The organism is Paraglaciecola sp., from assembly GCF_030730205.1.
Lineage (GTDB): Bacteria > Pseudomonadota > Gammaproteobacteria > Enterobacterales > Alteromonadaceae > Paraglaciecola.
Genome location: NZ_JANQVQ010000304.1, coordinates 62,839 through 77,479, shown reverse-complemented (window position 1 = coordinate 77,479; position 14,641 = coordinate 62,839). Strand labels below are relative to the sequence as shown.

21 protein-coding genes are annotated in these 14,641 nt (G+C 42.8%); 1 reads left to right on the top strand and 20 read right to left on the bottom strand.

Annotation, left to right across the window (positions count from 1 at the left end; all coding sequences use genetic code 11):
• The 18 genes from rplQ to NWQ57_RS20040 all read right to left on the bottom strand — a co-directional run.
• A partial coding sequence (gene rplQ / locus NWQ57_RS20125; protein WP_306023975.1) for a 50S ribosomal protein L17 occupies positions 1-392 on the bottom strand: 392 nt, incomplete at its 3' end.
• Between the two features lie 41 nt (positions 393-433).
• Positions 434-1,423 (bottom strand): DNA-directed RNA polymerase subunit alpha, encoded by a 990-nt coding sequence (gene rpoA, locus NWQ57_RS20120; protein ID WP_306023974.1) that lies wholly within the window; start codon positions 1,421-1,423, stop codon positions 434-436.
• 22 nt (positions 1,424-1,445) lie between these two features.
• Positions 1,446-2,066 carry a 30S ribosomal protein S4 gene (rpsD, locus tag NWQ57_RS20115; protein WP_306023973.1) on the bottom strand — a complete coding sequence of 207 codons (621 nt, stop codon included), beginning with the start codon at positions 2,064-2,066 and terminating at the stop codon, positions 1,446-1,448.
• Positions 2,067-2,090: 24 nt separating this feature from the next.
• On the bottom strand, positions 2,091-2,483 hold the full coding sequence (gene rpsK, locus NWQ57_RS20110; protein ID WP_068371061.1) for a 30S ribosomal protein S11: 393 nt from the start codon (positions 2,481-2,483) through the stop codon (positions 2,091-2,093).
• 14 nt (positions 2,484-2,497) lie between these two features.
• On the bottom strand, positions 2,498-2,854 hold the full coding sequence (gene rpsM, locus NWQ57_RS20105) for a 30S ribosomal protein S13 (protein ID WP_306023972.1): 357 nt from the start codon (positions 2,852-2,854) through the stop codon (positions 2,498-2,500).
• A gap of 124 nt (positions 2,855-2,978) precedes the next feature.
• Complete coding sequence (gene rpmJ, locus NWQ57_RS20100) at positions 2,979-3,092, bottom strand: 50S ribosomal protein L36 (RefSeq protein WP_082768678.1); 114 nt, start codon at positions 3,090-3,092, stop codon at positions 2,979-2,981.
• 24 nt (positions 3,093-3,116) lie between these two features.
• A complete protein-coding gene (gene secY / locus NWQ57_RS20095; RefSeq protein WP_306023971.1) occupies positions 3,117-4,436 on the bottom strand; it encodes a preprotein translocase subunit SecY in 1,320 nt (439 codons plus the stop codon).
• Between the two features lie 5 nt (positions 4,437-4,441).
• On the bottom strand, positions 4,442-4,876 hold the full coding sequence (gene rplO / locus NWQ57_RS20090) for a 50S ribosomal protein L15 (RefSeq protein ID WP_306023970.1): 435 nt from the start codon (positions 4,874-4,876) through the stop codon (positions 4,442-4,444).
• 3 nt (positions 4,877-4,879) lie between these two features.
• The gene (gene rpmD / locus NWQ57_RS20085) at positions 4,880-5,059 is read right to left on the bottom strand and encodes a 50S ribosomal protein L30 (RefSeq protein ID WP_068371050.1); all 180 of its coding nucleotides are present in this window, start codon (positions 5,057-5,059) and stop codon (positions 4,880-4,882) included.
• 6 nt (positions 5,060-5,065) lie between these two features.
• Entirely contained in the window at positions 5,066-5,569 is a 504-nt protein-coding gene (gene rpsE, locus NWQ57_RS20080) for a 30S ribosomal protein S5 (RefSeq protein WP_306023969.1), read from the bottom strand.
• A gap of 9 nt (positions 5,570-5,578) precedes the next feature.
• Positions 5,579-5,932, bottom strand: a complete 354-nt coding sequence (gene rplR / locus NWQ57_RS20075) for a 50S ribosomal protein L18 (RefSeq protein ID WP_306023968.1) — start codon at positions 5,930-5,932, stop codon at positions 5,579-5,581.
• A 12-nt stretch (positions 5,933-5,944) separates the two neighbouring features.
• Positions 5,945-6,478, bottom strand: a complete 534-nt coding sequence (gene rplF, locus NWQ57_RS20070; RefSeq protein WP_306023967.1) for a 50S ribosomal protein L6 — start codon at positions 6,476-6,478, stop codon at positions 5,945-5,947.
• Between the two features lie 10 nt (positions 6,479-6,488).
• Positions 6,489-6,881 (bottom strand): 30S ribosomal protein S8, encoded by a 393-nt coding sequence (gene rpsH / locus NWQ57_RS20065; RefSeq protein ID WP_306023966.1) that lies wholly within the window; start codon positions 6,879-6,881, stop codon positions 6,489-6,491.
• Positions 6,882-6,893: 12 nt separating this feature from the next.
• Positions 6,894-7,199, bottom strand: coding sequence for a 30S ribosomal protein S14 (gene rpsN, locus NWQ57_RS20060; RefSeq protein WP_306023965.1), 306 nt, complete (start codon positions 7,197-7,199; stop codon positions 6,894-6,896).
• 11 nt (positions 7,200-7,210) lie between these two features.
• Positions 7,211-7,750, bottom strand: coding sequence for a 50S ribosomal protein L5 (gene rplE, locus NWQ57_RS20055; RefSeq protein WP_306023964.1), 540 nt, complete (start codon positions 7,748-7,750; stop codon positions 7,211-7,213).
• 16 nt (positions 7,751-7,766) lie between these two features.
• A complete protein-coding gene (gene rplX / locus NWQ57_RS20050) occupies positions 7,767-8,081 on the bottom strand; it encodes a 50S ribosomal protein L24 (RefSeq protein ID WP_306023963.1) in 315 nt (104 codons plus the stop codon).
• 11 nt (positions 8,082-8,092) lie between these two features.
• Entirely contained in the window at positions 8,093-8,458 is a 366-nt protein-coding gene (gene rplN / locus NWQ57_RS20045) for a 50S ribosomal protein L14 (protein WP_068371025.1), read from the bottom strand.
• A 347-nt stretch (positions 8,459-8,805) separates the two neighbouring features.
• On the bottom strand, positions 8,806-10,443 hold the full coding sequence (locus tag NWQ57_RS20040; RefSeq protein ID WP_306023961.1) for an AMP-binding protein: 1,638 nt from the start codon (positions 10,441-10,443) through the stop codon (positions 8,806-8,808).
• Positions 10,444-10,851: 408 nt separating this feature from the next.
• Here NWQ57_RS20040 and NWQ57_RS20035 point away from each other — a divergent pair, with 408 nt between their 5' ends.
• A complete protein-coding gene (locus tag NWQ57_RS20035) occupies positions 10,852-11,403 on the top strand; it encodes a zf-TFIIB domain-containing protein (protein ID WP_306023960.1) in 552 nt (183 codons plus the stop codon).
• Between the two features lie 46 nt (positions 11,404-11,449).
• Here NWQ57_RS20035 and rlmB read toward each other — a convergent pair whose 3' ends face one another.
• Positions 11,450-12,187, bottom strand: coding sequence for a 23S rRNA (guanosine(2251)-2'-O)-methyltransferase RlmB (rlmB, locus tag NWQ57_RS20030; RefSeq protein WP_306023959.1), 738 nt, complete (start codon positions 12,185-12,187; stop codon positions 11,450-11,452).
• Positions 12,188-14,581: a ribonuclease R gene (gene rnr, locus NWQ57_RS20025; RefSeq protein WP_306023958.1), complete on the bottom strand. Its 2,394-nt coding sequence runs from the start codon at positions 14,579-14,581 to the stop codon at positions 12,188-12,190.
• Positions 14,582-14,641 lie beyond the last annotated feature (60 nt).

Sequence of the window (14,641 nt, the reverse complement as noted above, 5' to 3'; positions counted from 1 at the left end):
GTAGCTTCTTCAGTCATTTCGACTGCTTCAACTTCTGGACGGTCAACCAACTCAACATAAGCCATTGGAGCATTATCACCAGAGCGGAAACCACATTTTAAAATGCGAATATAACCACCTGGGCGTGCTTCATAGCGAGGGCCTAGTTCATTGAATAATTTACCAACAACTTCTTTATCACCAGTACGTGCAAAGGCCAAACGACGGTTTGCAACACTGTCTTGCTTAGCAAGTGTGATAAGAGGTTCAATTACGCGACGCAGTTCTTTCGCTTTGGGCAAAGTTGTTTTAATCAACTCATGCTTAACCAAAGAGCCAGCCATGTTTTTGAACATCGCTTGACGATGGCTGCTATTACGATTTAACTGACGACCACTCTTACGATGGCGCATAGTTTTATCCTTCTTTACAAATCAGTTTAAATTAAATCTGATTAATCTTTTTCTGCGATACTTTCAGGTGGCCAATTTTCTAGGCGCATGCCCAAAGAAAGTCCACGAGAAGCAAGTACGTCTTTGATCTCTGTTAGAGACTTCTTACCCAAGTTTGGAGTTTTTAACAACTCAACTTCGGTACGCTGTACAAGATCACCAATATATTGGATAGCTTCAGCTTTCAAGCAATTAGCAGAACGTACAGTAAGTTCTAAATCATCAACAGGGCGAAGTAAAATCGGATCAAACTCCGGCTTCTCTTCTTTCTCAACCGGCTCTTTGATATCGCGAAGTTCAACAAATGCATCTAATTGCTCAGCTAAAATTGTAGCTGAACGACGAATTGCTTCTTCAGGATCAATTGTACCGTTGGTTTCCATATCAATAATAAGCTTATCTAAATCAGTACGTTGTTCTACACGCGCTGATTCAACTGTATAAGCAATACGTTCTACAGGGCTAAATGAAGCATCAACCAATAAACGACCAATAGGACGATCATCTTCTTCAGAAGAGCGGCGAGTTGATGCAGGTACATAACCACGACCCATTTCTACTTTAATGCGCATACTGATTTCAGCATCGCCAGTTAAAGTACAAACTAAATGATCAGGGTTAACGATTTCCACATCACCATCATGCTGGATATCTCCAGCTAATACTGGGCCCGCACCGGATTTCACTAGAGTTAGTGTTGCTTCGGTTTTGCCTTCAAGACGCACCGCTAAACCTTTTAAGTTAAGCAATATTTCGATAACGTCTTCTTGTACGCCTTCTTTGGTGCTGTACTCATGAAGCACACCATCAATTTCAACTTCGGTTACAGCACACCCTGGCATAGATGACAGTAGAATGCGACGTAAGGCATTGCCCAACGTGTGACCAAAACCACGTTCTAAAGGTTCAAGAGTGACCTTAGCGCGTGTTGATGAGACGTTATCAATTTCAACTAATCTTGGTTTTAAGAATTCAGTTACAGAACCCGACATTGTTTCCTCTCTTCTTTTATCTTTACTTAGAGTAAAGTTCGACGATCAACTGTTCATTTATCTCAGCAGACAAATCAGCTCTTTCAGGAACACGTTTAAATGTACCTTCCATCTTCTTGCTGTCTACTTCGATCCAAGTTGGTTTCTCACGCTGTTCAGCCAATTCAAGAGCAGCAACAATACGAGCTTGTTTTTTAGCTTTCTCACGAACAGAAACAACGTCTTCAGCAGAAACATTAAAAGAAGGAACGTTAACAACTTGACCGTTGACCAAAATGGCCTTGTGGCTAACTAGTTGACGTGCTTCAGCACGAGTACTAGCAAAACCAATACGGTAAACAACATTGTCAAGGCGCTGTTCTAAAAGTTGTAATAGGTTTTCACCAGTATTACCTTTTAAACGAGCTGCTTCTTTATAGTAATTACGGAATTGTTTTTCAAGAACACCGTACATACGACGAACTTTTTGCTTTTCACGCAATTGAACACCATAGTCTGACAAGCGGCCACGACGGGCGCCATGTTGACCAGGTGCGGTATCAATTTTACATTTAGATTCGATTGCTCGAACGCCACTTTTAAGGAACAAATCTGTTCCTTCGCGGCGGCTAAGTTTGAGTTTTGGACCCAAATATCTTGCCATGATCTTTCTCCAACTGTCCGTCGATTAAACGCGACGTTTTTTCGGTGGACGACAACCGTTGTGAGGAATAGGCGTCACATCGGTAATATTAGTGATTTTATAACCAGCAGCGTTCAAAGCACGGATCGCAGATTCACGACCTGGACCTGGACCTTTAACGAACACTTCTATGTTTTTCAAACCAAATTCCTGTGCGGCAGTACCGGCACGCTCAGCAGCAACCTGTGCAGCAAATGGGGTAGATTTACGTGAACCACGGAAACCAGAACCACCTGATGTTGCCCAAGAAAGAGCATTACCCTGACGATCAGTAATTGTCACTATTGTGTTGTTGAAAGACGCATGGATATGAGCCATACCATCTGCAACTTGACGTTTTGCGCGCTTACGCGTGCTTTTAATAGGAGCTTTAGCCATATCTTATTCCCCGCTTACTTTTTAATTGCTTTGCGAGGACCCTTACGGGTGCGCGCATTTGTTTTAGTGCGCTGACCACGTAGAGGAAGACTACGACGGTGGCGTATACCACGGAAGCAACCTAAATCCATCAAACGTTTAATACTCATTGATACTTCACGACGTAGATCACCTTCAACAGTGAATTTAGCTACTTCATCACGCAATTTATCAATCTGTGCTTCATCAAGATCTTTAATCTTGGTTGACTCTGCAACACTAGCAGCGACACAAATGCTTTTAGCACGTGTGGCACCGATACCGAAGATTGCTTCAAGAGCAATCACAGCATGCTTGTGCTCAGGGATGTTAATGCCAGCGATACGGGCCATTAACAGTACTCCTCTTAGTTATTGTCGTCGGCCTAAAAAGCCCGATAGGATACTTACCCAACGACTAAATTGCAAATAAAGGTTTGAGGCGCTAGCGTATCTAGACGACCCCCAAACCGTTCGATTAACCTTGCCTTTGCTTATGCTTGGGCTCACTACAAATCACACGAACAACACCGTTGCGCTTAATGACTTTGCAGTTACGGCAAATCCGTTTGACGGATGCACGAACTTTCATTTCATCACTCCGTAAAATGCCATCTTATCGACCATAGCCTTTAAGATTAGCTTTCTTAAGAACAGACTCATATTGATTTGACATCAAATGGGTCTGCACCTGCGCCATAAAATCCATGATTACAACTACCATAATGAGTAGTGAAGTTCCGCCAAAATAGAAAGGAACATTCCATGCAATCAACATGAATTCAGGCACTAAACAAATAAAGGTTATATAAAGCGCACCAGCTAAAGTTAGTCGCGTCATTACTTTATCAATGTAGCGTGAAGTTTGTTCGCCTGGGCGAATCCCTGGCACAAAAGCACCAGACTTCTTTAAGTTATCAGCTGTCTCACGAGGGTTAAAAACCAACGCAGTGTAGAAGAAACAGAAGAAGATAATTGCCGCAGCGTAAAACATGACGTAAAGAGGTTGTCCAGGAGACAACATTAAAGCCACGTCTTGTAACCAAGACAATGATTCATTTTGACCAAACCAGTTAGCAACAGTACCAGGGAACAATATTATACTTGATGCAAAAATTGGTGGAATAACACCAGCCATGTTCACTTTTAAAGGCAAATGCGTGCTTTGAGCAGCAAATACTTTACGACCCTGTTGACGTTTAGCATAGTTAACGACGATTCGACGCTGGCCACGCTCAACAAATACAACAAAATAAGTGATGGCTATGATAATTAAACCAATCAACAACAAGAACAACAGATTTATGTCACCCGTTCTAGCCTGCTCCGCCGTTTGCCCTAGAGCAGTTGGTAGACCAGACACTATTCCGGCAAAAATCAAAATAGAAATACCGTTACCGATACCTCGCTCAGTAATTTGCTCACCTAACCACATTAAAAACATGGTACCGGTAACCAAACTCACTACTGCCGTAAAGTAAAAACCGAAACCGGGATTTATCACCAAACCTGAAATCAAGTTTGGTAAATTTGTCGCTATTCCAACTGCTTGGAAAGAAGCTAACACCAAAGTGAAGTACCTTGTATATTGGCTTATTTTGCGACGACCGGCTTCGCCTTCTTTCTTTAATTCCATCATTGACGGATGCATTACCGTTAGTAATTGCATAATGATGGACGCTGTAATGTAAGGCATGATACCTAGGGCAAGAACCGATGCACGCTCTAAGGCACCACCTGAAAACATATTAAACATTTCCACGATAGTCCCTTTTTGTTGGTCGAATAAATCGGCCAACACAGCTGCATCAATACCAGGAATAGGCACGTAAGAGCCCAACCTAAATACTATGATCGCACCAAGTACGAACCACAACCTCGATTTAAGTTCGCTCAAGCCGCCTTTTGCGCTCGAATCCGATCCTGGTTTAGCCATCTAGCCTATTCCTCTACCTTACCGCCAGCTGCCTGAATTGCTTCAAGGGCACCTTTAGTTACCTTTAAACCGCTAATCGTAACAGCGCGAGTGATTTCACCACTTTTAAGAACTTTAACATAGCGCATTTCTTTTTTGACAAGACTTGCTGCTTTTAAAGTTTCTAGTGAAACAACATCGCCCTCTACCTGAGAGATTTCGCTTAACGTAACTTGGTCAGTAACCAATGATTTACGTGAAGTGAAACCAAACTTAGGTAAACGACGTTGGATCGGCATTTGACCGCCTTCAAAACCAGGCTTAACTGTACCGCCTGAACGGCTAGTTTGACCTTTGTGACCACGGCCACCAGTTTTTCCAAGACCAGAGCCAATACCACGACCCAAACGCTTACGAGATGTTTTTGCTCCATGTGCAGGAGCCAAAGTATTTAAATGCATCTGTTACTCCTCCACTACTTCAACCATGTAATATACACGGTTGATCATGCCACGGACAGAAGGGGTATCTTCTAGTTCACGAACATGACCGATGCGACGAAGACCTAAGCCAGTAAGGGTTGCCTTATGCTTGGGAAGACGACCGATAGAGCTTTTAGTCTGCTTTATTTTAATCGTTGCCATGTTCAATTACCCCAAAATCTGTGTTACTGACAATCCACGTTTAGCAGCAACTTGCTCAGGCGAAGTCATTTCTGTCAACGCGTTGATAGTTGCACGCACAACGTTAATTGGATTGGTAGATCCGTAACATTTTGAAAGTACGTTCTGTACGCCAGCGACTTCAAGGACTGCACGCATCGCACCACCGGCGATAATACCAGTACCTTCAGATGCTGGTTGCATGTAAACCTTAGAGCCAGAATGACGACCTTTAATTGCATGTTGTAACGTGTGACCGTTTAAATCAACTGACACAACATTGCGACGTGCTTTTTCCATTGCTTTTTGGATAGCAGCAGGTACTTCACGTGCCTTACCATAACCAAAACCAACGCGACCGTTACCGTCACCTACTACTGTCAAAGCAGTAAAGCTAAAGATACGACCACCTTTAACCACTTTAGATACACGGTTTACAGCGATAAGCTTTTCTAACAGGTCACCCTGTTGTTGAACTTCTACTTTAGCCATAATTAACTCCTAGAACTGAAGACCTGCTTCACGAGCAGCATCAGCTAATGCCTTAACTCGACCGTGATACTTGTAACCGCTGCGATCGAAAGCGACTTTTTGAATGCCTTTTTCGATAGCACGTTCTGCAATCGCTTTACCAACTGCTATCGCTGCATCAACATTACCGGCGTACTTAACGCTTGAACGTAACTGCGCTTCAACAGTAGAAGCCGCCGCTAATACTTCAGAACCGCTTGGTGCGATTAACTGAGCGTATATGTGACGTGGGGTGCGGTTAATAACCAAGCGATGCGCGGCCAGTTCACTAATTTTTTTGCGGGCGCGGGTTGCGCGGCGCAAGCGAGCTGTTTTCTTATCCATCGTATCACCAACCTACTTTTTCTTAGCTTCTTTACGACGCACAACTTCATCGGCGAGACGTACACCTTTACCTTTGTAAGGCTCTGGCGGACGGTATCCACGAATGTTAGCTGCAACTTGACCCACCAACTGCTTATCAACGCCTTTAACGAGGATTTCAGTTTGGGTAGGAGTCTCTACCGAAATACCAGCGGGCATTTCGTATGCTACGGGGTGCGAGAAACCTAAAGTCAGGTTTAGTTTGCTACCTTGCGCAGACGCACGATAACCAACACCATTCAACAATAGTTTTTTCTCAAAACCTTCGGATACACCAATCACCATAGCATTTAATAGAGAGCGAGCAGTACCAGCTTGAGCCCAACCATTAGCCATACCTTCACGAGGTAAAGTTTTTAATTGGTTCTCTTCTTGTACAATTTCAACTGCATCATTAAATGTACGAGTTAATGTACCTTTTTTACCTTTAAATGTGACAACTTGACCAGCGATTGAAACTTCAACGCCAGACACGATGTCAACAGGAGCTTTTGCTATACGTGACATTCTATTCCCCTTACGCTACGTAGCCGATGATCTCACCACCCATGCCCGCTTTACGCGCTGCACGGTCAGTCATCACACCTTTAGAGGTAGACACGATAGCTACACCTAAACCACCCAATACTTTTGGAAGCTCATCTTTCTTCTTATAGATGCGCAAACCTGGGCGACTTACGCGCTCAATGCTGCCGATAACTTTTTTGCCTTCGAAATACTTTAACGTAATTTCTAATACAGGCTTAACGTCACCAGAAACTGACACGTCAGAGATGTAACCTTCTTCTTTAAGTACGTTTGCGATAGCAACGCGTAATTTAGATGAAGGCATAGCTACTGTCACTTTGCCAGCCATTTGGCCGTTACGAACGCGGGTAAACATATCCGCGATAGGATCTTGCATACTCATATCAGCTACTCCTTACCAACTGGCTTTTTTAAGGCCAGGCACTTCGCCGCGCATCGCTGCTTCACGCAACTTGATACGGCTGAGGCCAAACTTGCGTAGGAAACCATGTGGACGACCTGTTATACGACAACGGTTACGTTTACGTACAATAGATGAATCACGTGGCAATTGTTGTAGCTTAAGAACAGCGTTCCAACGGTCTTCGTCAGACGTGTTGATATCGCTGATAGTGGCTTTAAGTGCCGCACGCTTATCAGCGAACTTTACTGCTAGCTTGGCGCGTTTTACTTCGCGCGCTTTCATTGATTCTTTTGCCATAACCCTACACCTTACTTTTTGAACGGGAAGTTGAATGCGTTTAACAACGCAACGCCTTCCGCATCGGTTTGAGCGCTAGTAGTGATAGTGATATCCATACCGCGAATTTTATCCACTTTATCAAAATCGATTTCAGGGAAAATAATTTGCTCACGCACACCCATGCTGTAGTTACCACGACCATCAAATGACTTAGGGTTTAAGCCACGGAAATCGCGGATACGTGGAATTGCAATTGAAACTAAACGTTCAAAGAATTCCCACATACGTTCACCACGTAGGGTTACTTTACAGCCAATCGGATAACCTTCACGGATTTTAAAGCCCGCTACAGATTTACGAGCAACAGTTACAATAGGCTTTTGACCAGCAATTGCTTGCATGTCAGCCGTGGCATTTTCCAATACCTTCTTGTCTGCTACCGCTTCACCTAAACCCATGTTTAGAGTGATTTTTTCAATCCGAGGGACTTGCATGACGCTTTTGTAGTTGAACTGCTTCGCAAGTTCCGCTACTACCGTTTCTTTATAGAAATCATGCAGTTTCGCCATCGTACTCTCCAATTTATTAAATTACTTGGCCATTCGATTTGAAGAAGCGTACTTTTTTGTCGCCTTCAACTCGAAAACCAACGCGATCAGCTTTACCCGTTGCAGGGTTAAAGATCGCAACATTTGACACATGAATTGATGCTTCTTTCTCAACAATACCGCCAGTCACACCCAATTGAGGGTTTGGCTTTTGATGCTTCTTGATTAAGTTAACACCTTCAACGATTACGCGACTAGATGCAGGAAGAACTTTGACAACTTTGCCTTGTTTTCCTTTATCTTTACCCGCTAATACGATGATTTCATCATCACGACGAATTTTACTAGCCATCTCGTGACTCCTTATAGTACCTCAGGGGCTAACGACACAATCTTCATGTTATTTGCACGAAGTTCGCGAGTAACCGGACCAAAGATACGCGTACCAATAGGTTGCTTGTTGTTGTTTAACAACACCGCTGCGTTGTTATCAAAACGGATCGCAGATCCATCAGGACGACGAACGCCTTTTCTAGTACGCACCACCACTGCATTTAGTACATCACCTTTTTTTACTTTACCGCGAGGAATTGCTTCTTTCACAGTAACTTTGATGATGTCACCAATATGTGCATAACGGCGATGCGAGCCACCAAGAACCTTAATACACTGAACCCTGCGAGCTCCCGAGTTATCGGCAACATCCAGGTTAGTTTGCATTTGGATCATGTTAGTGCTCCGCTGTTTAAATTAAGACTCTCCCGAGTCATTTAGCTGTAAAAAACAGCATTTCGCTGCCTTTTTATACATACCCCAGTTAAAAGGGCGCGAAATACTAACAGAAAATATGTAGGAGCGATAGTTGAATTTACGAAATATTTTAAAAGAGGTGGATAAATACAAGGCTAAAAAGCTAAGCCCTTATAATAAATCATTATTGGGCCTAATTAGTGGTTTTTTGACATTAAAATAAAAGAAATCTCTCGGCACGCTGAAATCATTGATAGCACTAAGGTTGTTTTATTCTGTTGAATAAGCGGGCTTATTCAACAGAATTCTTATTTTGACTTTACGGCTTAAAGCAGAATGACTTTACCTGTCATTTCAGTATCGATCAGGGAGGCAAATCGTTCTTCTAAGATATGGCGTTTCACTTTTAAAGTAGGGGTTAATAAACCATTGTCGACTGTCCACTCGTCTTTCATTACGACTAAACGGTCTAACACTTCATGACTTTCTAAATCAGCGTTAACTTCTTCTAAGGTTGCTAACAGACTTTGCTTTAGTGCGTCAGAATTTAATTTTTGGGCGGCCACGGACAATACCATTAACGCAATAGGCTGTTTTAAGTGTGAGCCGGTAACGCATACTTGTTCTATATTTGAATTGCCCATCAGTTTAGATTCAATTGGTACAGGCGCAATGTATTTACCTTTTGCTGTTTTAAATATTTCTTTCAAGCGGCCCGTAATTCTGATGTATCCGTCTTTGTCCATTGAGCCTTTATCGCCGGTTTTTAAGTAGCCATCGGCAGTGTATACTTCTTTGGTTTTTTCTGGCTCAAGGTAATATTCAATCATATTGCATGGCCCTTTGACTTGAATTTCTCCTTCTTCGGCAATCCTGATATCTACGCCGTCATAAGCTTTACCTATTGAACCTATTTTATCAGCACGAAATGGAACACTACCTGTGCCATACGCGCTATTTTCAGTCATTCCCCACCCTTCAGAGATATTTACACCAATAGTTCTGAACCAGTTTAATGTTGATATAGAGATTGGCGCGGAGCCACTTGCACATAAGCGCGCGGCATCTAAACCTAACTTTTCGCGTATTTTGCGTTTTACGATCGATGACAAAATTGGTACATGCAGCAAAAAGTCTAACTTTTTTTGCGGCATATTAGCTAATACCCCCATTTGAAAACGAGTCCACAACCGAGGCACTGATACAAATAAGGTGGGTTTAGTTGCACAAATATCTCTAGAAAAGGTCTCTAATGATTCAAGAAAGTCTATACGCATAGATGAGTAAAAACTTGCTAGTTCAGCAAACACTCTTTCCGTAATGTGGGCTAAGGGGAGATAACTTAATACCCTATCTTGATGATCCACAGATAATGCATCGAGCGAACGGTAAGCGGCCCAACATATAGAATTATAGGTATGAACTACGCCTTTAGGGTTACCTGTGCTACCTGATGTGTAAATAATTGTCATCACAGAGTTCATGTCAGGTATCGGACATTTGCTAAAAGGCACATTTAACATTAAATCAGACCATTGCTTATCCGCTGGAATGTTCGGATAAGGAAACGCTAGCTTCATTACGTTCTTAGGGATCGCCTTAACTTGGTTTTCTGTATCATCTAATTTGCCGACAAAGATAACTGGGCACTTAGCATGTTCCAAGACGTATTGAATCGTATGTTCACCGGCTGTTGCATAAATCGGCACTGACACATGTCCCGCGAGCATTATCGCTAAATCGGTAATAAACCACTCGGCGCAGTTTTTAGAAAGAATGGCAATATGACTACCTTGAGGTAAGTCTAAAGACAGCAACTCACTGGCAACACGCCTTGCTTGCTCACCAGTTTCTCGCCAATCAAAAACCTTGTATTGACCATTAATAGGCTGTTTGAGAAAAATTCGGTCAGGAGTACTATTTTCCCAGTGATACAGCATTTCTAACGGTGATTTAATGGTCATAACTATCCTAATTCAACTGCAATTCGTCAACTAGGGCCTAATTTACAGTGCCTAATTACAAATGGTCAACACTTGATAAGCATCTACAACATTTTGTTAACGAATAATCATTAATAAGCCAGTGTGAATACAAAATTATTATATAAATCAATCATTTTAATAAATGACAGACTAGTAAGTAGTTAAGCAAACCATATTCATATCGCATTAATCCCTACGTCTAGTTATGGAGTGGTTTGGCCTATTTCCACTATTTTACTTATTGATCAAATCATTTAAACACGGCTTATGATCAAGGAGCGAACATGTAATGGAACAACTATGCAGTAAAGATAAAAATGTTTTGAATCTGCTCCTCTCACGTAGCACACTAGGCTAAATAGTTGCTCAAAATGAAGGATTAACTTAATGCAATGTACAAGTTGTAAACAAGGCGAACTGCAAGTCAGCTTTATTGATCAGCAGTTTCGTTGCCACACCTGTAATAATTGTGGTGGTAATTGGATATTGGTAGAGGATTATGTGAGTTGGAAAGAACGTTATCCTGAATATCAATTTACCGAAGCGGCAGTACTAGACGAAGCCGAAGACAGTAGTCGAGCATTACTTTGTCCAGTTAGCGGTGTCATCATGCGCAAACTGCGTATTAGCAAAGACACTAGTCATCGGCTCGATTATAGTGCACCTGTTGGAGGAGTTTGGTTAGACAAAGGGGAGTGGGATTTAATCAAGGCAGCGGGTCTTGCAGGATCACTTAATGTTTTATTGACTGAGCAATGGCAGAATAAACTAAGAGAGCAAAGAGCCAAAGATACCTTCACCCAACTTTATCTCAGTAAATTTGGCGAAGATGACTATCAAAAAATAAAAGCATGTCGAGATTGGTTGCACGCGCACCCTAAAAAAGCAGATTTACGCTCTTACTTATTGGCCGAAGATCCTTATTCAGCCAAGAACTAAACTTCAAGACCTGCCTTTTTGCTAAGGGCAGGTCATTACCAGATACCTAAGTGCGCTGGCGAACAATTTCGTACAAACAAACCCCTGTTGCCACCGATACATTCAAGCTTGATACCGAGCCCGCCATGGGTAGTTTGATTAATTCGTCGCAGTGCTCACGTGTTAAACGCCGCATTCCCTTATCTTCTGCCCCCATCACTAGCGCCAAAGGGCCGCCAAGTTTACACTCATAGATGTTTTTGTCTGCCTCACCGGCTGTTCCCACTATCCATACGCCCATACCTTGCAGGTCACGAAGTGTGCGCGCTAAGTTTGTCACTTGTACTAGCGGTATCACTTCCGCAGCCCCACATGCTACCTTGCGAACAACAGGTGTTAAAGACGCTGAATTGTCTTTAGGTACGACAACCGCGTGCACCCCTGCGCCATCAGCAGTGCGTAAACATGCACCTAAATTATGAGGGTCTGTGACACCATCTAAAATGAGTAAAAAAGGCTGCGCATTAGCTTGCACAATAGCGGCTAAATCATTTTCATTATAGACTTTGCCGGGCTTAACTCGTGCTACAACCCCTTGATGTTGCTCACTATCCGCTTTGTCATCTAAGGTTTTACGTTGGCAAAATTGGATCGATGCGCCAAATCGGCGTGCCTGATTGACAATCGTATGTACGCTTTTGTCGTCTTTTCCTTTTAAAACAAACAATTCTATCAATCGCTCAGGTTCGCGTTCTATGACGGATTGTAAGGCATGGATACCATAAATATATTCGTGTTGCGCCATTTAGCGACTCCTTTTTCTGGGCGCTTTGGTGTTTTTAGGCGCACCTTTACTACTTGATTTTTTGGCACCTGATGTCTTTTTGGCAGGGGTCTTAGCTGCTGGACGTTTACTGGGCGTTGATGTTGTTTCACTTTTAGTTTTTGCTGCTGACCTAGCGGCAGTTTGTCTGCGAGCTTTACCCGATTTACTGGGCTTACCTTTATTTTGTCCTTTGCTAGATGGACCTGATGCCAAAATAAAGTCAATTTTTCGTTCATCTAAATTTACAGAAGCAACCTTCACTTCGAGTTGATCACCTAATCGATAAATCATTCCACTACGCTCGCCAATGAGATGTTGTTTCACTTCATCGTATCGATAATAGTCAGAGTCTAACGACGTGATATGTACTAGGCCATCTATATGAAATTCAGGCAAACGCACAAAAAAACCAAAATTAGTGACTGAGGCTATGACGCCCTCAAAACTATCACCAACATGATCGAGCATAAACTCACATTTTAACCAGTCGGATACATCTCGAGTGGCATCATCTGCACGACGTTCAGCCATCGAGCACTGCTCGCCTAAGGCTTCAACTTCATCCACAGAGTAATGTTTACCACCACTGAGATTTTTGCGTTGATTTTGCTTATCAATAATGGCTTTTAATGCACGGTGTACGACTAAATCGGGGTAACGACGGATCGGCGATGTAAAATGTGCATAGGCATCAAGGGCCAAACCAAAATGACCAATATTTTCTGGCGCATAAACAGCTTGCTTCATTGAGCGCAATAACATGGTTTGAATCAACTCTTGGTCAGCTCTCCCCTGTATTTTACTCAACACTGCTGTGAGGTCTTGTGGTGTTACATCATGACCAATACGATGAGTAATACCCACTTCACCTAAGTACGACAAAAACGAAGTTAAACGATCGGGATCGGGCTCATCATGAACTCGGTACAAGGCTTCAGCCTTATGTTTTGCTAATGAACGTGCCGCAGAAACATTGGCGAGTATCATGCATTCTTCAATAAGTTTGTGCGCGTCATTGCGAACCACAGGCACGATATGATCAATTTTACGTTGAGCATTAAAAATAAATTTGCTTTCTTGCGTTTCAAATTCAATCGCACCTCGTTGACCACGTGTTCGTTTAAGGGCTTGATACATGGAGTACAAGTTCTGTAAATGCGGCACTTGCTCGGCATACCTACTTTGCAGGGTTTCATCCCCTTGCAGTATATTCCACACTTTAGTGTAGGTCAGGCGTGCCTTTGAGTTCATTACGGCTTCGTAAAATTGATGCTCAAGTAATTTACCCGACTCACTGACGGTCATTTCACATACCATGCACAAGCGGTCTACTTGAGGATTGAGTGAGCATAAACCATTCGACAGCACTTCAGGTAGCATCGGTACAACTTGTTCTGGAAAATAAACCGACGTACCACGATTTTGCGCTTCGCTATCTAAAGCTGTTCCCGGACGAACATAATAACTCACGTCAGCAATGGCTACCCATAGTTGCCATCCGCCTTTTTCAAGGGGTTCACAAAAAACCGCATCATCAAAGTCACGAGCATCTTCACCATCAATGGTAACTAAGGGAAGCTGACGTAAGTCAATACGACCTGTTTTAGCCTCTTCAGGCACGTCTTCGGTCAAACCTTTAATTTGTTTAGTCACACCTTTTGGCCATTGATGCGGAATTTCAAAGGTCCTCAAGGCCATATCTATTTCCATACCAGGTGCCATGTGCTCACCTAGAACTTCAACTATTTTACCGATGGCGTTAACTCGTTTGCGCGGACGTTGTACAATTTCAACAACGACAATATGCCCTTGCCTTGCGCCATTGGTTTGTTCTTTGGGGATCATTATTTCGTGATTAATGCGGCTATCATCCGGGATCACGACACCAACATTATTTTCGAAAAAATAACGGCCCACAATTGGCTCCGAGCGAGGCTCAATAATTTTTACTATCCGGGCTTCTCTGCGGCCACGATTATCCGTACCACTTTCTTTTACTTGCACAACGTCACCATGTAACACAGTGGCCATTTGCATTTGATGAATAAACAAGTCCTTCTCGCCATCTTCACGCTTTAAAAAGCCAAAGCCTTCTCGATGGCCAATAACACGCCCCTGAATCAAATCGTCTGCTTTAATTAAGGCGTATTTTTTGTCGCGATTAAACTCTACTTGTCCCTCTCGCTCCATCGCTCTCAACCGTCGTTGAATACCTATGCGACTGTCTTCATCGGTCGCATTGAGCTGATGGCAAAATTCGAGGAAGGACAAAGGTTTTTTAGCTTTAACTAGCAATTCCAGCAAATATTCGCGGCTGGCGACTGGATTTTCATATTTTTCTTTTTCGCGTTGGTAATGGGGGTCGTCGTTCATAGCTGGATCTGCACGATCCTCAAAGTCAAATGTTGCACGCAGTATACCTGTTGCCTACAA